Annotated in this window: 19 protein-coding genes and 1 riboswitch; of the genes, 11 read left to right on the top strand and 8 right to left on the bottom strand. The window is 36.0% G+C overall.

Annotation, left to right across the window (positions count from 1 at the left end):
* Window positions 1-53: 53 nt before the first annotated feature.
* The 5 genes from BW983_RS15580 to folP all read right to left on the bottom strand — a co-directional run bounded on the left by BW983_RS15580 (window position 54) and on the right by folP (window position 6,044).
* Entirely contained in the window at window positions 54-335 is a 282-nt protein-coding gene (locus BW983_RS15580; protein WP_076552816.1) for an ACT domain-containing protein, read from the bottom strand.
* Between the two features lie 12 nt (window positions 336-347).
* Window positions 348-2,072 carry a biosynthetic-type acetolactate synthase large subunit gene (gene ilvB / locus BW983_RS15575; RefSeq protein WP_076552815.1) on the bottom strand — a complete coding sequence of 575 codons (1,725 nt, stop codon included), beginning with the start codon at window positions 2,070-2,072 and terminating at the stop codon, window positions 348-350.
* Between the two features lie 11 nt (window positions 2,073-2,083).
* Window positions 2,084-3,760, bottom strand: coding sequence for a dihydroxy-acid dehydratase (gene ilvD / locus BW983_RS15570; protein WP_185116868.1), 1,677 nt, complete (start codon window positions 3,758-3,760; stop codon window positions 2,084-2,086).
* A 179-nt stretch (window positions 3,761-3,939) separates the two neighbouring features.
* Window positions 3,940-4,812: a branched-chain-amino-acid transaminase gene (ilvE, locus tag BW983_RS15565; protein WP_076552813.1), complete on the bottom strand. Its 873-nt coding sequence runs from the start codon at window positions 4,810-4,812 to the stop codon at window positions 3,940-3,942.
* 365 nt (window positions 4,813-5,177) lie between these two features.
* Window positions 5,178-6,044, bottom strand: a complete 867-nt coding sequence (folP, locus tag BW983_RS15560; RefSeq protein WP_076552812.1) for a dihydropteroate synthase — start codon at window positions 6,042-6,044, stop codon at window positions 5,178-5,180.
* 235 nt (window positions 6,045-6,279) lie between these two features.
* Between folP and BW983_RS15555 the strand changes: the two genes are divergently transcribed.
* The 4 genes from BW983_RS15555 to tpiA all read left to right on the top strand — a co-directional run bounded on the left by BW983_RS15555 (window position 6,280) and on the right by tpiA (window position 9,230).
* A complete protein-coding gene (locus BW983_RS15555; protein WP_076552811.1) occupies window positions 6,280-6,846 on the top strand; it encodes a DUF1599 domain-containing protein in 567 nt (188 codons plus the stop codon).
* Window position 6,847: 1 nt separating this feature from the next.
* A complete protein-coding gene (locus BW983_RS15550; RefSeq protein ID WP_076552810.1) occupies window positions 6,848-7,957 on the top strand; it encodes a BT_3928 family protein in 1,110 nt (369 codons plus the stop codon).
* Between the two features lie 92 nt (window positions 7,958-8,049).
* Window positions 8,050-8,397 (top strand): TerB family tellurite resistance protein, encoded by a 348-nt coding sequence (locus BW983_RS15545; RefSeq protein WP_076552809.1) that lies wholly within the window; start codon window positions 8,050-8,052, stop codon window positions 8,395-8,397.
* A 74-nt stretch (window positions 8,398-8,471) separates the two neighbouring features.
* Window positions 8,472-9,230: a triose-phosphate isomerase gene (tpiA, locus tag BW983_RS15540; RefSeq protein ID WP_076552808.1), complete on the top strand. Its 759-nt coding sequence runs from the start codon at window positions 8,472-8,474 to the stop codon at window positions 9,228-9,230.
* A 171-nt stretch (window positions 9,231-9,401) separates the two neighbouring features.
* On the opposite strand, the gene BW983_RS15535 is transcribed toward tpiA, so the two are convergent.
* Window positions 9,402-10,670 carry an esterase-like activity of phytase family protein gene (locus tag BW983_RS15535; protein ID WP_076552807.1) on the bottom strand — a complete coding sequence of 423 codons (1,269 nt, stop codon included), beginning with the start codon at window positions 10,668-10,670 and terminating at the stop codon, window positions 9,402-9,404.
* A gap of 256 nt (window positions 10,671-10,926) precedes the next feature.
* Window positions 10,927-11,117: riboswitch (cobalamin riboswitch) on the top strand.
* A gap of 73 nt (window positions 11,118-11,190) precedes the next feature.
* On the opposite strand from BW983_RS15535, the gene BW983_RS15530 reads away from it, so the two are divergent.
* Complete coding sequence (locus tag BW983_RS15530; RefSeq protein ID WP_076552806.1) at window positions 11,191-12,291, top strand: T9SS type A sorting domain-containing protein; 1,101 nt, start codon at window positions 11,191-11,193, stop codon at window positions 12,289-12,291.
* A gap of 154 nt (window positions 12,292-12,445) precedes the next feature.
* On the opposite strand, the gene clpP is transcribed toward BW983_RS15530, so the two are convergent.
* Window positions 12,446-13,129, bottom strand: a complete 684-nt coding sequence (gene clpP / locus BW983_RS15525) for an ATP-dependent Clp endopeptidase proteolytic subunit ClpP (protein WP_065393687.1) — start codon at window positions 13,127-13,129, stop codon at window positions 12,446-12,448.
* A 111-nt stretch (window positions 13,130-13,240) separates the two neighbouring features.
* On the bottom strand, window positions 13,241-15,226 hold the full coding sequence (gene dnaG / locus BW983_RS15520) for a DNA primase (protein ID WP_076552805.1): 1,986 nt from the start codon (window positions 15,224-15,226) through the stop codon (window positions 13,241-13,243).
* Between the two features lie 105 nt (window positions 15,227-15,331).
* Between dnaG and BW983_RS15515 the strand changes: the two genes are divergently transcribed.
* From BW983_RS15515 to BW983_RS15490, 6 genes are all read left to right on the top strand, one after another.
* Window positions 15,332-15,943, top strand: coding sequence for a transglycosylase domain-containing protein (locus BW983_RS15515; protein WP_076552804.1), 612 nt, complete (start codon window positions 15,332-15,334; stop codon window positions 15,941-15,943).
* On the top strand, window positions 15,940-16,347 hold the full coding sequence (gene tsaE / locus BW983_RS15510) for a tRNA (adenosine(37)-N6)-threonylcarbamoyltransferase complex ATPase subunit type 1 TsaE (RefSeq protein ID WP_076552803.1): 408 nt from the start codon (window positions 15,940-15,942) through the stop codon (window positions 16,345-16,347). The genes BW983_RS15515 and tsaE overlap by 4 nt, the downstream gene beginning before the upstream one ends.
* 69 nt (window positions 16,348-16,416) lie before the next feature.
* Entirely contained in the window at window positions 16,417-17,607 is a 1,191-nt protein-coding gene (locus tag BW983_RS15505; protein ID WP_076552802.1) for an alanine dehydrogenase, read from the top strand.
* The gene (locus BW983_RS15500; protein WP_076552801.1) at window positions 17,608-17,979 is read left to right on the top strand and encodes a DUF4258 domain-containing protein; all 372 of its coding nucleotides are present in this window, start codon (window positions 17,608-17,610) and stop codon (window positions 17,977-17,979) included.
* 18 nt (window positions 17,980-17,997) lie between these two features.
* The gene (locus BW983_RS15495; protein WP_084184521.1) at window positions 17,998-18,771 is read left to right on the top strand and encodes a sensor histidine kinase; all 774 of its coding nucleotides are present in this window, start codon (window positions 17,998-18,000) and stop codon (window positions 18,769-18,771) included.
* Window positions 18,746-19,456: a LytR/AlgR family response regulator transcription factor gene (locus BW983_RS15490; protein WP_076552800.1), complete on the top strand. Its 711-nt coding sequence runs from the start codon at window positions 18,746-18,748 to the stop codon at window positions 19,454-19,456. Before BW983_RS15495 ends, BW983_RS15490 begins: the two co-directional genes overlap by 26 nt.
* Window positions 19,457-19,532 lie beyond the last annotated feature (76 nt).

Here is a 19,532-nt window from a genome sequence, read left to right as displayed (position 1 = left end):
TGATTTTTAAATTTTAACCACTTTATCTTTTATCACAAAAGCTTTTTATTTTATTAGCTCGCATATTCTATTGCTGTGAGATATGGGTTTTTATGATAATGTACTTCCAGTACATCTACCTGTTTTTCCATTTGTCTGGTAATTTTCTGAACCGATTCTTCTGTTTCTCTGATCGTAATCACAAACTTTTTTATATTCTCTGTTTCTGAAGGTCCCATATTAAAATGAGTCATGGAAATCCTCCGTCTTGAGAAGATAGCATTGATTCTGCTCATCAATCCCAAACAATCTTCTGTATAGGCTGTTATGGTATATTCTTTATTTTCTGTTTTCATTTTCTATTTATTTTACGGTTTGTCATTCAATACAACTTCTGAAACACTTTTCCCTTGGGGGATCATCGGAAACACATTGTGTTTTTTACCTGTCATTACTTCAAGCAGAAAAGCTTCATCATGTTCAAGCATTTCAAGAAGAGCGTCTTTTAAATCCTCTCTCTGGGTTACTTTCCTTCCTGCGATATGATATCCTTCTGCTACTTTTACAAATTCCGGACTTTGAATATCCACTGAGGAATATCTTTCTTCATGAAAAAGTTCCTGCCACTGTCTTACCATTCCCAGATAGCTGTTATTAAGAATTAAAATTTTAACCTTCGGATGATATTGCATGATCGTTCCCAACTCCTGAATATTCATTTGTGCTCCGCCGTCTCCCATGACAGCAACCACAGGAAGATGATGATCTGAATAAGTGGCGCCTATTGCTGCCGGAAGACAGAAACCCATCGTTCCCAATCCGCCACTGGTAATATTGGTCCGAGAGTTTTTAAAACTTGAATAGCGACAAGTTACCATCTGATGCTGTCCGACATCTGTAACGATAACAGCTTCTCCTTTTGTCATTTCATTAAGGCATCTGATAACTTCTCCCATGGTGATCTCTCCTTCTGTGGGATACAGTTCTTCATTGATCAGGTTTATGCTTTCTATTTCCAGGCAGTCTTTGAACTTTTGAAGCCAGTCTGCATGTTCTTTTTCCTGTATTAAAGCCGTAATAAGTGGTAGTGTTTCTTTACAGTTTCCAAGAACTGGGACATCTGCTTTTACATTTTTATTGATTTCTGCTTTATCAATATCAAAGTGGATGATCTTTGCCTGTTTCGCATATTGGTCCAATCTTCCTGTAACACGGTCATCAAAGCGCATCCCAACTGCAATAAGCACATCACATTGATTGGTAAGAATATTCGGACCGTAATTTCCATGCATTCCTACCATTCCTACCGCCTGTGAATGATGGGTTGGAACAGCTCCCATTCCTAAAACCGTCCATGCAACAGGAATTCCTGATTTTTCTGCAAACTGTAAGAATTCTTTTTCTGCCTTTCCAAGCATAATTCCCTGTCCTGCAATAATGAACGGACGTTCTGCATGGTTGATCAAATCTGCTGCCTTTTCAATATTTTCCATAGATGGAACCGGATCAGGTTTATAGCTTCTTAAGGAATGACAGCGAGTATATCCTTTGTATGAAACTTTCTGTAATTGAGCATTTTTAGTCACATCAATAAGCACCGGTCCCGGACGTCCTGATTTTGCGATATAAAAAGCTTTGGCTAAAACTTCAGGAAGTTCATTGGCATCGGTCACCTGATAATTCCATTTGGTAACAGGGCTGGTAATATTCATCACATCAATTTCCTGAAATGCATCTGTACCTAAAAGATGTTCAAAAACCTGTCCTGTAATGCATACAAGAGGGGTATTATCCAGCAAAGCATCAGCTAACCCTGTCACAAGATTCGTTGCACCGGGACCACTGGTAGCCATTACGACACCTACTTCACCTGAAACTCTTGCTAATCCTTGTGCAGCGTGTACCGCAGCCTGCTCATGACGAACAAGAATATGCTCCAATTGATCTTTATAATCGTAAAGCGCATCATAGATAGGAATAATAGCACCTCCCGGATACCCGAAAACGGTTTTCACTCCTTCCTGAAGAAATGCTTCAAGAATAATCCGGCTTCCGCTCAGTTCTGTTTCTGTAGATAGGTTTAAATTCTTCATGATGTTTTATTTTAAATTTCGTCCGTTACACAACCTTCTGCCGCTGATGATACAGTTAATGCATATTTATAGAGTAAGCCTTTCTTTACTTTCAGGTCCGGTTTTTTCCAGCCTTGTTTTCTTCTTTCAATTTCTTCTTCTGAAACTTTGAGCTGTATTGTATTGTTTACCGCGTCTATTTCAATCAGATCATTATCTTCCACAAAAGCAATCAACCCGCCTTCATGAGCTTCCGGGGTGATATGCCCAACTACAAAACCGTGAGTTCCGCCACTGAATCTGCCATCTGTAATCAAAGCAACACTGCTTCCCAATCCGGCTCCGATCAAAGCACTTGTAGGTTTCAGCATTTCCGGCATTCCCGGAGCTCCTTTCGGTCCTTCATTACGAATCACAATTACATCACCTTGCTGTACCGTTCCATCTTCAATGCCTTTGATCAGATTCTTTTCGCCATCAAATACACGGGCTTTCCCTAAAAATCTTTCGCCTTCCTTTCCTGTTATTTTTGCCACACTTCCTTTTTCAGCAAGGTTTCCATATAGAATTCTGAGATGTCCGGTAGGTTTCACGGGGTTTGATAATGGTTTTATAATTTTCTGAGTATCAAAATCCAATTCCGGAACATTTTCTAAGTTTTCGGCTAATGTTTTTCCTGTAACTGTTAAGCAGTCTCCATGTAACAATCCGTGTTTCAGTAGATATTTCATGACAGCAGGTGTTCCTCCGTGCTCATGTAAATCCTGCATGAGGTATTTACCACTGGGTTTAAGGTCTGCCAATACAGGTGTACAATCGCTCATTTTTTGGAAATCATCCTGAGTCAATGGTACATCAATACTCTTAGCCATTGCTATAAAATGCAGAACTGCATTGGTACTTCCACCTAAAACTACAATCAGCCGAAGTGCATTCTCAAAAGCTTTTCGGGTCATGATATCCGATGGTTTTATGTCTTTTTCAAGGAGTATCTTCAGGTATTTTCCTGCTTCCAGACATTCATTTTGTTTGTCTTTGCTTAAAGCTGGATTGGATGATGAATAAGGAAGACTCATTCCCAGCGCTTCTATTGCTGATGCCATGGTATTTGCTGTGTACATTCCGCCACATGCTCCTGCTCCGGGACAGGAATTTTTCACTACTCCATCAAAATCCTCTTCAGAGATTTCGCCTGCTATCTTTTTCCCTAAAGCTTCAAAAGCAGAGACAATATTCAAAGTTTCTCCTTTATAACATCCAGGAGCAATCGTTCCGCCGTATACCATCAATGAAGGTCTGTTTAATCTTCCCATTGCGATAATGGTTCCCGGCATATTCTTGTCACAACCTGGTAAAGCAATAAGCCCGTCATAATACTGTGCTCCACAAATAGCTTCAATACTGTCTGCAATTACATCACGGCTTACGAGTGAATAACGCATTCCATCTGTACCGTTGCTCATCCCGTCACTGACTCCGATGGTATTAAAAATTAATCCAGCAAGCCCATGATCCCATGTTCCTTTTTTTACAACTTTAGCAAGATCGTTGAGGTGCATATTGCAGGTATTTCCATCATATCCCATACTTGCGATCCCGATCTGTGCCTTGTGCATATCTTCTTCTGTAAAGCCAATCCCGTATAACATTGCTTTTGCGGCTGGCTGTTCACTATTTTGTGTGAATGTTTTTGAATATTTATTTAACATATTATCCTGCATTTGCTATTCTTCCTGTCTCTTTAAATGACTCTTTTTTTACTAAATTCTGGTCCAAAACTACAGCTTGTAATATTTTCTACTTTTCAATTTTTCTAAAAAATACAATATCCAATCGTTTGAAAAATAATCATATATTAATGTAAATCAATTGTTTATATGTAAATATTTTACAATGACAGAACTCTCACTAATTTCAAATACGCCTGTTGTACCTTTTCACTTGCTGTATCTTCCCATTGTTTTGTAAAAGCAACATCATCCAATGAATCCAATGCTACAATTTCCGCTGCTGTACCGCAGAAAAAAGCAGCGTCAGCTCCTCTCATTTCTCCAGGTTTAAAAAAGGTTTCCTTAACGGGAATATTCAATTCACTACAGATTTCAAAAACTGTCTGACGAGTGATTCCCGGAAGAATACTTCCTTTTGCCGGAGTAAACAGAGTTCCATCTTTTTCATAGAATACATTAGCGCCCGAACTTTCTGCCACATTTCCGTTTTCATCTAATACCAAAGCTTCATCATACCCTTTGTCTTTGGCATCCTGGCAAGCAAGAATAGAGTTTACATAATGTCCGCCTACTTTTGCTTCCACTTTAAATGCTTTTGGATTAGGACGTTGAAAAGGAGAAGTCATAATCTTCATTTTATCAGCCAGATAACCATTATTCCATTCCCAGGCGAGTAAGGATAAGTAAGATTTTTGCCCTTTTGATAATGACATATTGGGAGAACATGTGACTAACGGACGGATATAAGCATCGGTAAAACCATTTAATTCTAAAAGCTCATAGGTAAGTTCCGTAAGCTGGTCTGCTGAATAATCGAAAGGAATATGCATCAGTTCAGCAGATCTTTTCAATCTTTCGTAATGCTCTTTTGCCTTAAAGACTTTAGTTCCGTGTTCCGTACTGTAAGATTTGATTCCTTCAAAAACTGAATATCCGTAGTGAAGAGATTGTCCGTAAAGATCCATTCCGGCTTCTTTGGCTTTCATGAAATTTCCATCAAAATAGATGACCGTGTCGTCGTTGTAATACATGTTTATAGGGTTTAAAAATTAGCAAAAAGGAATAAAAAAAGCCCTCTCACAATGTGAGAGGGCTCAATATATGTACAGTCATACATCTTCCGTCTCACAAGCGTAAGGGAATAATAATGACGATAATAATTACTGCGAATAACTGATACATACTGTTTACTCTAAAAATTGAAATAAAAAAAGCCGCTTCAAAAATGAAACGGCTCGTATAACTTAAATTAAAATTTTATTTTAAAATGCCGTTTCCTGACTGTTGTAAATCACAACAGCTGTAATAGAAATGACAATAATATTTTCTTGATTCATAAAATTCATACTGCAAATGTATAAACTTTTTAAAAACCCACAAGTTTTTTTAATACTTTTTATTTTTTCCGTAAAAATTGATTGACCGTTTCTTTTGCTTCAGCCACATCATGAACTCTTAAAATCTTCGCGCCTTGTTCCAGAACTTTTAAGTGTAATTTTTGTGTTTCTTCATTGATATCAAGAGGAGATTTCCCTAGAGGTTTATAGATAAATGATTTTCTGGAAATCCCTATCAATAAAGGGAATTTTCCAAATCCGAGATATTCTACTTCATTAATCATTTTCATCTGGTCCTCTACTGTTTTTCCGAATCCAAAACCTGGGTCCAAAATGATGTCTTTTACTCCTTTTTGTAACAGTTCATTGGTCTTTTCAGAAAAATATCTGTTAATTTCCAAAGTGATATCTTCAAACCTGATTTTATCATGCATTGTTTCATAGGACGGATTAATATGCATCAAAATATAAGGCAATCCTGTTTCTGCGGCTACATCAAACATTTTTTCGTCATATTGTCCCCCAGAAATATCGTTGATCATATCAATTCCTTCATCAAATCCAAACTTCACCGTTTCAGCGTAAAATGTATCCAGAGAAATCAATGATTCCGGAAATTCTTTTTTAATTTGAGAAATCAATTTTCCAATTCTGCTGATTTCTTCTTTACTACTTAAAAATTCAGCATTGGGGCGTGTGGATTGTGGTCCGATATCAATGATTTCGGCTCCATCTTTCAATAATTTTTCTGCATGCACTAATGCCAATTTCTCATCATTAAACTTTCCTCCATCTGAAAAGGAATCTGGCGTAAGATTGAGAATTCCCATGATCTTTGGAGTGTCCAGTTCTATTAATTTGCCGTTGCAGTTGATAGAGAATGTTTGAGAGTCTGGGAGTCTGGGAGTCTGAGCATTTGAAAGCATAGAAATTTATAAGTAATGGATGATGAGTAACTTTATATCCTGCAAAATTAGTGATTTATACCTTGAATTGAAGGGTTACGAGAAAGAAATCAGACAAAACGATCGCTATTTTCCCACTTTAAGACACTTTTACTAACAAGCTCTCCCACTCTACAACAATACACGAACATGATTCAAATCAAACTCATTTCATAAACAAAACCGAATTCGTATATTTGGAAGATTAAGAAATTTTATGTCAAACACATCAGTACAGTTCGAGAAAATTATCAGTCAATGCCGTGATCTTTTCGGTAAAAAATTACAGGATTACGGAGCAGCATGGAGGGTTTTGAGACCAAGTTCCATTACGGATCAGATTTATATAAAAGTTAACAGAATCCGTACGTTGCAGATGATTGATGTGAAAATGGTGGATGAAAGTGAAGAGGATGAATTTATCGCGATTGTTAACTATTCTATCATTGGGCTTATTCAGCTTGAGAAAGGACTTTCCAATGATTTTAATGAAAATAAGGAAGAAATTTTAAGTCTGTATGACAAATATGCTCACGAAGCTCAGGCTTTAATGGAAAGAAAAAATCATGATTATGGTGAGGCATGGAGAGATATGCGAATCTCTTCTATTACAGATCTTATTTATCAGAAAGTATTAAGAACCAAACAGATTGAAGACAATCAGGGAAAAACCATTGTATCCGAAGGGCTTGATGCCAACTATTTCGATATGCTGAATTATGCTGTTTTCTGTCTGATTAAATTCTCGGAACAAAAAAATCAATTCGAACCCAAAACTATTTAATATGATCAAAGGTTTATTACGCTTTATTATTGCTGTTATTTTTATCCTTTCAGGCTTTGTGAAAGCTGTGGATTTGGTAGGATTTTCTTTCAAAATGGAAGAATATTTTTCACCTGCTGTTTTCAATATGCCGTTTTTTGAAAAGTTTGCCCTGCTGTTTTCAATTATTGTTGTTGTACTGGAGCTTTTCCTTGGATTTATGCTGCTGCTGAAAATGAAGCTTAAATTTACCTTATCAGCTTTAATAGCACTTTGTGTGTTCTTTGGTTTTCTTACTTTCTATTCTGCTTACTTCAATGTAGTAACGGATTGCGGATGTTTTGGAGATGCTATTAAATTTACTCCATGGCAGAGCTTCTTTAAGGATGTTGCTCTTCTTATTGGTCTTATCATTCTGTTCGTCATGTACAAAAAAGATTTCCGTAAAACGGATGAATATGGCAGCAGCAAAAAGGAATCTACGGGTAAGTTCAAATACGCTCTTTTTGCTATATTTTCTCTAGGAATGATCTATATTATGGCTCAGGGAATTATGCATGAGCCTATTATTGATTTCCGTGATTACAAAGTAGGAACAGACATTAAAGCAGAAAAAGAAAAGATCAATAAAAATCCTTCTGAATACAAAACTTTCTATTCACTTAAAAATCAAAAAACAGGTGAAGTGTTAAAGGTAAATCAGGATGATTACATCAAGGAAACAAAATATTGGGCAGAGGGTTCTCCATGGAAAATTGAAGAAGGAAAAAATGAGTCTGTTCTGGTAAAAGAAGGATATAAATCTGAGATTGTGAAATTTAAGATTGAAGATCCTACAGGAATGGAACTTACTGACGAAATCATTAAGGCTCCAAAGGCTATTTTAGTATTTTCGTACCATCCGAAAGAAGTTTCTGCCGATCTTATTCAAAAAGTAGAAGCTAAAGTAAATGCTCAGAAAGGAGCTCTTATTTATGGAGTTTCAACAGATCAGAATACATTTAAAACCATCAAAAATACAATGATGGATGGCACGGCAATCAAAACCATTGCAAGAAGCAATCCATTTGTAATGATCCTTCAAAACGGAAAAATTGTAGACAAACAGCCTGCAAAGGATTATGTAAAATAAATGTGAATAGTCAATTTTGCTTTGAAAGTCAGTTGTGAATTTCAGAAATAAGGCTTTAACTTTAAAAATTAAACTTAAAACAGTAAAAAATTATGCAAAAATCAAATAAATCTATAGCTGGTTATCACTTATTAATGATCCTTTCTTCTGTGGACGGAGAATTTGCTCCTGAGGAAGGAATGCTTGTACAGCAATATCTGGCGGATGAGTTTCCATTCAGAATGAACCTTGATAATGAGCTTGAAACACTTGCTCTTCTACAGCCGGAAGAATGGAAAGATCACTTTGAATTCCATGCAAGATGTTTTAACGAAGATTCTACGGAAGATGAGCGTGTAAAGTTTGCTCAGTTTGCTAAATCTTTGATTAAAGCGGATAATAAGGTAACTGAGGAGGAACACACTTTCTACGTCCTGTTGAAAAACTTATGGGGATTATAAAACCAAAGACCTTTCAGATAATACAGGTTCAAAATGAGCTTAATTAAAAAGTAAAATAAATCAATATAAATCTTATGAGAAGAAAAATAGTTGCAGGCAACTGGAAAATGAACAAAAATGTAATTGATGCACAACAATTAATGATTCAGTTACTAAGCTATAAAAACAATAATGCAACCAATTGTGAGGTTTGGATTGCTCCACCATCTTTATACCTAATGATGGCAAAAGACATCTTTGAAAAGGATGAAATCGGAGTATTCTCTCAGGATATGAGCGAGCATGAAAGTGGTGCCTATACTGGAGAAATTTCTGCTGATATGCTAGAATCTATCGATGCTACTGGTTCATTAATCGGGCACTCTGAAAGAAGACAATACCACGGAGAAACTGATTCTCACTGTAACAGAAAAGTAAAGTTAGCACTTGACAAAGGTCTTACGCCAATCTATTGTAACGGAGAAACTCTTGAGCAAAGAAAAGCTGGACAACACCTTGAAGTTGTTAAAAACCAAACTGAAGTAGCCCTTTTCACGCTTTCTGCTGAGGAGATCAAAAAAGTAGTAATTGCTTACGAGCCAGTTTGGGCTATCGGAACAGGAGAAACGGCAACACCTGAGCAAGCTCAGGAAATCCATGCACACATCAGAAGCATCATTGCTGCTAAATATGGGCAGGAAGTAGCTGATGAAGTTTCTATTCTTTACGGAGGTTCTGTAAAACCAGACAATGCGAAAGAAATTTTCTCTCAGCCTGATATCGATGGTGGTCTGATTGGAGGTGCAGCTTTGAAATTAGAAGATTTCTCTAAGATTATTGAAGGTTTCAACTAATTGATAAGATAATATAGCCCTTGGAAATTACTTTCAAGGGCTTTTATTATATGTTTTGGCTCGGATATCATTTTTTTAATGAGCTAAAGCCCGTTTCTATTGAATATTTTTAAAGTATTCAATAAAAAACGGCGGAATAAATTCCGCCGCTTTTCTTTAAAAAAAATCTAATTATTGAATATCGACTATATACATAGTTCCTTTGTCTACTTTTCCTGTTTTAGGTAATATTTTAGCTTTAGGATTTCCAGCTCCATCATCCACTACTCCAAAGTCATCATCATTAAAGACTGCAAGTTTATTATTTCCTAAATAAACAATTCCTTCGAATTTATCATGTTCATATCCTAGTTTTGCAACCAAATCTACCGCTAGTTTTTTAGTAACAGGTTTAATTCCGGCTGTGGTAAGTTCATCCCAAGAGCACTGTTCTAAAGCTTTACCATTCACCTTCATTCCGTCTACGGCTGCAATGTCAGCACCGGTTACCTCTGTGGCATCACTAAGATTGATTCTATATACTTTTTTAATCCCACCTTGCGTTCCGAAATTTCCATCTCTTTCAATCACAAGGAACTCATTATTACCTAGAGCTGTAATATCACAAACGGAATCTGAGGCACCGCCATCCTGTCTATATAGATATTGCTTGGTTTTACCTGTTGCAATGTCAAATGTTACAATTCTCGTTAAAGTAGTGTTTGTTGCCAAAGCTTTTGTCGGAACAAACATCATAGACTGCATGGTTCCCACCAATAGTTTTCCGTCAGGAGTGATGCAAAGTCCTTCCATCCCTCTATTGGCTCTTCTTTTAGCTAAGACAGCAGGTAATTTTCTTGTTCCCGTATTCACACCGATAGGACTTATTCTTTCCATTTCTACACCATCTGCGGTGTAATGAACAATGTGTGGACCGTATTCATCAGACACCCAAAATGTACCATCTGGTGCCGCTACAATACTTTCACTATCTAAACCATAATTATCTGTTCCAAGGATATTTCCGGATGCATCATAAGCAACTTCACCAGTACTTCCCATTCCTACAGGATTTGGTAAGCCTGTAATAGGTTGTCCGGATGGATTCTTAAGCTTAATATATTTAATCACCTCAATTTTTCCTTCAGCATTGATTTTAAAATGCATAATCGTTGGAGTAAAGTTAGGTGTTAAAAACTTTTTCCCGTTCAGGTAATCTGTATTTGGACCACGGTCAGTAATTACATAAAACTCACCTTTTCTCGTTGGATGTGCTGCAGCTCCTGAACCAAATCCTCCATTGATCACATCTACCCCATTTATTTTTGCCAGATTTGAAAATGGAAATTCCTGTGGCAGTTTTGAGTAATTAACATCCTGATTATTTATATTGTTGTCATCATCTTTACTGCAAGAGAATAACGCAGTCATCACCAAAGCAGAAAATAGTAGTTTTTTCATATTAACTTTTATGGCGCGAAAGTATAAATTGATTATAAACTTATCTTAAATCTAATAATAATTGTGTTTTAACAATAAAACCCCAAGATGAATTCAATATAAACAATAAAAAATCACATTTAACTTCAAAAACATACCAACAAACCTATATCATTACTAATTAACACAACACTTCACACAAAATACAACTAACCATCAAAGAAAAGACAAGATCAATGTATAATTCACAAAATGAGTTCCAAAAAATTATATGATATATTTGCCACGTTTTTAAGGTTGAACACTGTTCATAATAGGGAATCAAGTAAGAATATTATTCAAATCTTGAGCTGTACCCGCAACTGTAAGCTGTTTTACCTATAGCTACATCGTACCACTGGATCAAAAATCCGGGAAGGTCTGCTATAGGATGCGAGCCAGGAGACCTGCCTTGAATACCTTTTTTAATATCAGGATTGCAGACCAATATGTCCTTTCCTGACGATAAGTTTCGGGAATAAAACTTTAATTTAATTATATTATGAGAAAAATCTATCTTTTTTTCTTACTGCTTTGTACGCAGTTTTTCTTCGCTCAATTCACAGAAAACGACATTAAGTTTTGGGTGGGAACAGGTTCTAAAAAGGCTTATTTCATTGCCGATTTCAATGATAACAACAGTCCTAGATCTTATGCATGGGGCTATCGTTTTGATGCTGATGGTTTAAAAGCGGAAGATATGATCAATGACATTATATCCGCAGAACCTAAAATTCAAGCCGATATTCCTTCAGGATATCTGTATAGCTTTACATACAATCATCATACTCCAAGCACTGATGATTCCTGGATACCATGGACCGGATCAAATGCGCAAAATATGTCGAATGACAATTATGGCGCAGGCTATGTTGATTTAACGGATGGATTATGGTTTGGTATTACCTATGGTATCGATCAGATTGATACACCACCATCCACTCCCGTTCCGGCATACGCTTCTGATTGGTATACCTCATCCCAAATCACCAACTGGATTGGAACAGGAAATAACCAAAGCCTTGTTGTCATAGACTTTGGAACAGATAATACTAACGGTAATGCCAATTCTTTTGTTTTTGGAATTAAATATAACGGAAATATTACTGCGGAACAGGCTTTACAACTTATTCAGTCTCAGACTTCATATTTCAGTTTTACTAAGGCTAACCACCAAGTTTCAAATTTATCATTAAATACATTTTCAGGAACAGGAAATTGGAAACTATATAAAGGAAATGATCTTTCAAGCTGGCAGCAAAAAGCAGATCTTAATCAGATAGAACTGAATAATAACGGCTGGTTAGGATTAAGTTTTGGAGAAAGAAGACCCTTCACTCCTACTGAAGCAAATAATGCAACGTTGTCTGTTTCTTCTGTTGATAAGAAAAGTTTCAATATCTACCCTAATCCGGCAAGTGATTTTATTCAAATTCAATCTCCTGAAAATATCATAGAGACGAATATTTATTCTTCTTTAGGACAAAAAGTAATGACTTCCCAAGAGAAAAAGATCAATATCAAATCTTTAAATGCAGGCGTGTATTGGGCGGAAATTAAGACGAAAAATGGATCTACAGTACATAAGGTTGTGAAGAAGTAACCACCCGTCAAAGGAGGAGAATATCACGTCTTCAGTTGTGATATCCTTCATTATATTTATTTGTGACGGAGGCATTCATGAAAAATTTGTGTATTCGTGGCTAAAACAAAAAACGCATCCGATTGGATGCGTTTTCTATATGATTTAAAATCAATTATTTTTTCTCTGCTCTTTGAAGAACCTCATCTACCATTCCGTAGTTCTTAGCTTCTTCAGAAGTCATCCAGTAATCTCTGTCAGAAGATTTTTCAACCCACTCGTAAGTCTGTCCTGAATGGTGAGCGATAATATCATAAAGCTCCTGCTTTAATTTCAACATTTCTCTCAAGTTGATCTCCATATCAGAAGCAACACCTTGTGCACCTCCTGAAGGCTGGTGAATCATTACTCTTGAGTGCTTAAGCGCTGAACGCTTTCCTTTTTCACCGGCAACTAATAATACAGCTCCCATTGAAGCAGCCATACCCGTACAGATAGTTGCTACATCAGGCTTAATGATCTGCATTGTGTCATAAATTCCTAAACCTGCGTAAACACTACCACCAGGTGAGTTGATATAGATCTGAATATCTTTAGAAGGATCAGCACTTTCTAAGAATAAAAGCTGTGCTGTAACGATGTTAGCAACCTGATCATCAATTCCTGTTCCCAAGAAAATGATTCTGTCCATCATCAAACGTGAGAAAACGTCCATCTGAGCAACGTTTAATCTTCTTTCTTCCATGATGTATGGTGTAAGATTCGTTGGACCATACATTCCCATATACTGATCGGTAACAAGACCGTTGTTTCCTAAATGCTTTACAGAGAAATCTCTGAATTCCTTTTTAATGTCCATATTTATATTATGTATTATTTTAAAATATTTTTGATGTTTAAATTACAATATTTATTCCTAAAATTTTATAGGACTTTTTGTCACAGAATCTGAGAAAACATTGTCTCTAAACTACCTTTTCCTATTCACATAGATCCCTTTGATCGGCGAATATTCAATGATATTACTAAGTCTGATTGATGCTTGTTTCAATAAGGTTATTTTTTTAATCAGTTCATAATACTTTGTTTCATCCGTATTACTGTGCTGATCAAGTTCTTTGGCTGTTTCCGTGATTAAATAATCAATATACCTATATTTATGTAATAATATATCACCTTTAATCTGATCTGCTACCTTATCTCCATAATTGGGTGGATAAATATTTCTGGAAGCCCAGTTTTCAAGCTCATCCAGAGGAATCAAGGCATCTACAACCTTCGTCGTAATTTCTTCATCCATAAAAGATACAAAAAAGTTTCCACTTCTCAATTCGTCTTTCTGAATTCCTTCACGTACCTGCCCGATAATAATTTCATTTTCTTTAACTAAAAAAGCATACTGCTCTTCCTCAAAGTGATGGAGAATTTCTTCAATGACAGTGATCTGATACTCTTCATTATTTTCATTTCTTCTTTTCAGAACAATGTCTCCAAACATCAGCATATGATCCACAAGTTTATTCTCCATAAACAACACATCGAATAAAAATGGATCTTCTTTTTCCTTGTCAGGAGGAACAATTTCCATCTTTGGAGCCGCTTTCTCCTTTTGCTGCTGCTGAACATGATGAGTCTGGTTCTGAGTGATCTGTTTCTGAACATCCAGTTCATTAAAAAGACTCTGCTCAGAAAGTCCAAATTTATTGGAAACTTCTTTAAGGTAAACCTCTCTTTTCAGGGCATTCTGTACAAAGGAAACCGATTTTACAATATCACGGATTGCTTCTGCTTTTTTGATAGGATCATTTCCTACATCTCTTAACAGAATTTCCGCTTTAAAGTCGATGAAATCCATCGCTTCATTTTCGATGTATTTTTCAACGTAATCCTGCGGATGTTTTCTGGCAAAAGAATCCGGGTCGTCGCCATCCGGGAAAAGAAGAACACGGATATTCATTCCCTCTGTCAAAAGCATATCAATACTTCGGAAACTGGCTTTAATACCTGCATTATCCCCATCGAAAAGGATCGTTACATTTTCCGTAAGTCTTTTAATAAGCTTAATCTGTTCAGTAGTAAGGGAAGTTCCGGAACTCGCTACAACGTTTTCAATTCCGGACATGTGAAGAGAGATCACATCCATATATCCTTCCACCAAAAGGCAGCCATTCTTTCTTGAAATTGCCTGTTTACTCTGATTTAATCCGTACAGGACATTGGATTTATGGTAAATCTCCGTTTCCGGGGAGTTGAGATATTTTGCCGTTTTGACATTACTTTTGAGAATCCTTGCCCCGAAACCAAGCACTCTACCCGAAAAACTGTGAATCGGGAAGATTACCCTTTCTCTGAAACGGTCTACACCTGCTGGCGTATTTTCAGGAAAAATAGAAAGTCCGGACTTTTCCAAAATTTCCTTGGAATACCCTTTTTCCAAAGCATATTCTGTAAATGCATTTTTCTTTTCGGGAGAATAACCAAGCTGGAATTTTTTAATAATATCATCCTTAAGCTCTCTTTCCTTAAAATAAGAAAGACCGATGCTTCTTCCTTCCTTATCATCCCAAAGAATCTCCTGAAAGTAGGTATTTGCTACTTCATGAATCTTATATAAAAGATCTTTTTCTGTCTGTGCATGTTTTGCTTCTTCAGAAATTTCACGCAGATCTTCTTCAATTTCAATTCCGTATTTCTTAGCAGCATGACGAAGGGCTTCTGGATAGGTAAAGTTCTCAATTTCCATTAAGAAAGAGATTGCCGTCCCCCCCTTTCCGGTAGAGAAATCTTTCCAGATCTGTTTACTTGGCGAAACAACAAAGCTTGGCGACTTTTCCTCATGAAATGGGCTGAGTCCTTTATAATTAGACCCCGCTCTCTTCAACTGAACGTACTCTCCTACTATCTCTTCTACACGTATCGTTGAGAAAATCTTGTCTATCGTCTGCTTAGAAATCATAATGCAAAAATAAGGATTTAAAAAACACCTCAATTACATACATTGCATTTATATAATTAATGAGTTTTATCATTATTTTTGGAAAACTATGAAACTTAATGATCTATGAAATATTTAAAAATATCTTTGCTAGCTATAGGCTGTACATTTATCATCTCCATTCTGTACATAGAGTTTGGTGGTAAATTCAGACTAAATAAAGAAAACAAAAAGATCATTACCTGGCATATACGAACCAGCAAAAAATCACCTGATAATTTTAAAAACTTCTATAATACAGTATATCTAAATACTCTGTCTAAAAATTCATGGAATTTATATATCCAACAATTGATCAATTCATCTGATATAGACCAAGCTTGTCCTTGCCACACTATGAGCAACAGACTTATGCCTACCTTTGATATCAAAAACAAATCATCATTGGATTATTTTCTTGTCATACGATATATTGAGCAAAATTATAACCAGGAAGATTGTTTGAATTTTAATTTCAGTAATTTTGACTTTTTATATGGAAGAAAAGGTATTGATCAGGTTTCTCGATCTCTATTTAGTAAACCCGCAACAGAATTACAATCAATAGAAATGGCAGAAATTCTTGCTCTATATGAAAATCCCATTAAAAATAACCGCTATGGAAACCCTGAACGAGCAAGGGCTAGAGCAACATATTTTTACAATTTGTATTTGAGTAATTTGAAAAAAATAAAATGAATTATACGATCCATACAATCGAAGACTGGCAGGAAGTTGTAGACAGCATTCTTCCTCAATTAAAACATAATATACTATTACTAAAAGGGAATCTTGGTGCAGGGAAAACCACTTTCTCTCAATTTCTGCTTAAAAATCTGGGCAGTGAAGATGAAGTAAACTCTCCTACTTATTCTATCGTTAACGAATACAATACTCCAAAAGGAAAAGTATTTCATTTTGATCTGTATCGTCTGAAAAACGTTGAAGAAGTTTACGACATCGGAATTGAAGAGTATCTGGACAACTCTTTTTTATGCATCATTGAATGGCCTGAAGTGTATGAAGTGGAGCTTTACGGGCTTAATTACCACACAATGAGCATTGTGAATACGGGTGAAAACAGAGAAGTTTCATTCGATTAAATATTATGTATCTTTGCTTATTATTTCAATAGTAAAATAAAAATCTGTAAGACATAATTTAATTTAAGGATGAGCACAAATATTTTTACTCCTTTCACAGAAGAAGAATTGATGCCGAAAGAGGAAAAATTGGAGGTTATTAAGAAAGGAAAACAGTTCAGTATTGGAATTCCTAAGGAAACCTGTCTCAACGAAAGGAGAACCTGCATTACTCCGGACGCTGTTCAGGTATTGGTAGAGCACGGTCATGAGATCATCATTGAAGCAGGAGCAGGACAAGGTTCCTTTTTTACAGATTTACAATATTCTGAATCGGGAGCGAGAATTACTACAGACCCTAAGGAAGCTTTTGCACAGGATCTGATTCTGAAGATCAACCCTCCTACAGAAGAGGAAATTGATTATATGAAGCCTAACACGTATCTGGTTTCAGCACTTCAGATCAACCTTAGAGACAAAGAATATTTCCTTAAGCTTGCAGAGAAAAAAGTAAATGCCATTGCATTTGAATTTATCGTTGATGAATACAAGCAACTTGCTTTGGTAAGATTAATCGGTGAAATTGCAGGAACCGTTTCTATTTTATATGCTTCGGAATTATTGGCACTTTCCAATGGTTTAATGCTTGGCGGAATTACAGGTGTAAGACCCGCAGAAGTAGTTATTCTCGGAGCAGGAATTGTAGGTGAGTTTGCAACAAAAGCAGCAATAGGTCTGGGAGCAAGCATCAAAGTTTTTGATAACTCATTATCAAAGCTAAGAAGGCTTCATACCATGGTAGATAGCCGCGTTCCTACTTCCATTATTGATCCTAAAGAACTTAGTAAGAGCTTAAGACGTGCAGACGTTGTCATAGGAGCTCTTCCAAGATTAAATATGACGCCTATCGTAACTGAAGACATGGTTATGAATATGAAGAAAGGAAGTGTCATCATCGATATTACCATAGACAACGGTAAAGTGATTGAGACATCGGAACTGACAACAATGGAAGACCCTTATGTAATCAAACATGGTGTTATCCATTGTGGACTTCCGAACCTTACTTCAAGAATGCCAAGAACCACTACGAAAGCGATTTCCAATTTCTTCCTTTCCTATATATTGAATTATGATGAAGAAGGCGGCTTTGAAAACATGCTGATCCGCAAAAATGAAATGAAGCAGAGTTTATATATGTACAAAGGAAGACATACTAAAAAGATCATCTGTGACCGTTTCGGACTTACGTACCACGATATCAATCTTTTAATTTTCTAAATGAAAAAACTTAAATTTTATGCAATAGGCTTCGTTCCGGGGCTCATCATCGTATTTTTTATATTAAACAAAAAAGGAGCTAGCTGCAGCGGTTACCTTCCAAACAGCCGCGTAATTGCAGAAACGCTGTCCAAAGAATTCAAATATTCTGAAGAAGCCAAAACAGCAATGGCTACTTACAAGATTGATGAAAAATTTATAAAAGACAGTATTATTACTGAAGGAAAGGTAGATTTTGACAGAAGTCACGCACAAAAGAAACCATGCCCGAACTATCTTTTAACATACCCTGAAAAAAATCCGTCTTACGAGATTATTTATGAAAAATGTGAAGAAACTGTGACGGTAAATAGTCTTAAAAAACTGAAATAGTTTTTATAATCACTCTTTATGGAAGGCAATTACTACATGATTCATGATTATCTGATATTCATCGGAGTTTTTGCCATTTTCCTTTTTCTTACAACAAGCATTTATCTTTTCAGCAAAAGTCAAAAACTGATGCTGAGAAATGCCAAACTCTCAGAAGCCAATAAAATTATTGAACAACGTTTGAATGAAGTTCGACTGGAACATATCGGAACAAAACTGAACCCTCACCTGTTCAAAAACATTCTCAATTCTGTTCAGTCTCATGCGTACCAAACGTATATGTCTTTGGATAAACTTGCCAATGTTCTTGATTATATTTTATACGAAAGCAATAATAAGTACGTAAGCCCAAAGGAAGAACTGAACTTTGCTTTAAGCCTTATCGAGATCAATAAAATTAAAATTAATCCTCTTTTTGACTTTAGAATTAAATCCAGAATCAATAAATCTGATTCCGTATATGAGGAAAAAGTTTTTGCACCTTTGATCTCTGTTGACCTTATTGAAAATGCCTTTAAACACACAGATTTTCTGGCTCAGGATTCATTTATTTCCATTTATCTGGAGCTTGAAGATGGCATGTTTACCATGAAAGTAACTAATAAAGCTTCGCAAAAAAACAGTCTGGAGAAGGAAAAAAGCGGCTTCGGAAGTCAGTCTTTAGATCAAAGGCTTAAGATGATCTACAGCACATATTATCAGCTGGAAAAAAGTTCAAAAAACGGTATCTTCACTGCAGAATTAAAAATTAATTTAGGAGAATTCTATGATAAAATGCGTTATTCTGGATGATGAATTGTTGGCAATAAGCTATTTGAAACTTCTATGCGAACAGATTGAAGATGTGGAAGTGGTAAAAGCATTCAATGATCCTAAAATCTTTTTAAACGAAATTCATTCTCTGGACTGCAATCTCTGTATTCTGGATATCGAAATGCCCGGAATGACAGGTCTTCAGGTAGCTGAACTGATCTCCGGTTCTCATAAAATTATTTTCACAACGGCTTATAAGGAATATGCTGCTGAAGCATTTGACCTTAATGTGGTGGATTATGTAAGAAAACCCATCAAAAAAGAACGACTGATCCAGGCTTTTGAAAAGGCTAAGGAACAAATCAATACCATTCAGAAGAAAACCTTTATCGAATGGAATACCAATATCGGTAAAACGGTTATCTTAACGGAACAGATTGCTTACATCAAAACATCAGAAATAGACAGCCGTGATAAGGATATTATTCTCAATGACGGAACTCCTATCGTTCTAAAAAACCTTAATTTCAAAAATCTTCTGGAAATGCTTCCATCCAAGGATTTCGCGCAGGTGAATAAAAAGGAAATCATTGCTCTATCTTCCATCAAAGTGCTTGGCACCAATGAAATTATTACCACTATTCCTACCGAAGATGAACATTTTCTTAAGCTTCAGATCGGTGATGCTTATAAAAATTCATTAATAGAGTTGTTTACTAAATAACTTAGATAAATCTAGGCGATTTTCAGGAATTATCTTTTCATTGAAATGCTATACTTCATCTCTTAGTCCCTTACAA

The sequence above is a fragment of the Chryseobacterium ureilyticum genome (assembly GCF_900156735.1).
GTDB classification, from domain to species: domain Bacteria; phylum Bacteroidota; class Bacteroidia; order Flavobacteriales; family Weeksellaceae; genus Chryseobacterium; species Chryseobacterium ureilyticum.
The sequence above is the reverse complement of the archived record's forward strand: the minus strand, read 5'-3'. Positions and strand labels throughout refer to the sequence as shown.

Excerpts from the sequence above, each read along its gene's own strand:
- ilvE (WP_076552813.1), bottom strand. The coding sequence starts at position 4,812 with ATGTATTACAACGACGACACGGTCATCTATTTTGATGGAAATTTCATG.
- dnaG (WP_076552805.1), bottom strand. The coding sequence starts at position 15,226 with ATGATTTCTAAGCAGACGATAGACAAGATTTTCTCAACGATACGTGTA.
- ilvD (WP_185116868.1), bottom strand. The coding sequence starts at position 3,760 with ATGTTAAATAAATATTCAAAAACATTCACACAAAATAGTGAACAGCCA.
- BW983_RS15530 (WP_076552806.1), top strand. The coding sequence starts at position 11,191 with ATGAGAAAAATCTATCTTTTTTTCTTACTGCTTTGTACGCAGTTTTTC.
- BW983_RS15500 (WP_076552801.1), top strand. The coding sequence starts at position 17,608 with ATGAAAAAACTTAAATTTTATGCAATAGGCTTCGTTCCGGGGCTCATC.
- BW983_RS15550 (WP_076552810.1), top strand. The coding sequence starts at position 6,848 with ATGATCAAAGGTTTATTACGCTTTATTATTGCTGTTATTTTTATCCTT.
- BW983_RS15505 (WP_076552802.1), top strand. The coding sequence starts at position 16,417 with ATGAGCACAAATATTTTTACTCCTTTCACAGAAGAAGAATTGATGCCG.
- folP (WP_076552812.1), bottom strand. The coding sequence starts at position 6,044 with ATGCTTTCAAATGCTCAGACTCCCAGACTCCCAGACTCTCAAACATTC.
- BW983_RS15580 (WP_076552816.1), bottom strand. The coding sequence starts at position 335 with ATGAAAACAGAAAATAAAGAATATACCATAACAGCCTATACAGAAGAT.
- BW983_RS15535 (WP_076552807.1), bottom strand. The coding sequence starts at position 10,670 with ATGAAAAAACTACTATTTTCTGCTTTGGTGATGACTGCGTTATTCTCT.
- BW983_RS15495 (WP_084184521.1), top strand. The coding sequence starts at position 17,998 with ATGGAAGGCAATTACTACATGATTCATGATTATCTGATATTCATCGGA.
- tpiA (WP_076552808.1), top strand. The coding sequence starts at position 8,472 with ATGAGAAGAAAAATAGTTGCAGGCAACTGGAAAATGAACAAAAATGTA.
- BW983_RS15515 (WP_076552804.1), top strand. The coding sequence starts at position 15,332 with ATGAAATATTTAAAAATATCTTTGCTAGCTATAGGCTGTACATTTATC.
- BW983_RS15545 (WP_076552809.1), top strand. The coding sequence starts at position 8,050 with ATGCAAAAATCAAATAAATCTATAGCTGGTTATCACTTATTAATGATC.
- tsaE (WP_076552803.1), top strand. The coding sequence starts at position 15,940 with ATGAATTATACGATCCATACAATCGAAGACTGGCAGGAAGTTGTAGAC.
- BW983_RS15555 (WP_076552811.1), top strand. The coding sequence starts at position 6,280 with ATGTCAAACACATCAGTACAGTTCGAGAAAATTATCAGTCAATGCCGT.
- clpP (WP_065393687.1), bottom strand. The coding sequence starts at position 13,129 with ATGGACATTAAAAAGGAATTCAGAGATTTCTCTGTAAAGCATTTAGGA.
- ilvB (WP_076552815.1), bottom strand. The coding sequence starts at position 2,072 with ATGAAGAATTTAAACCTATCTACAGAAACAGAACTGAGCGGAAGCCGG.
- BW983_RS15490 (WP_076552800.1), top strand. The coding sequence starts at position 18,746 with ATGATAAAATGCGTTATTCTGGATGATGAATTGTTGGCAATAAGCTAT.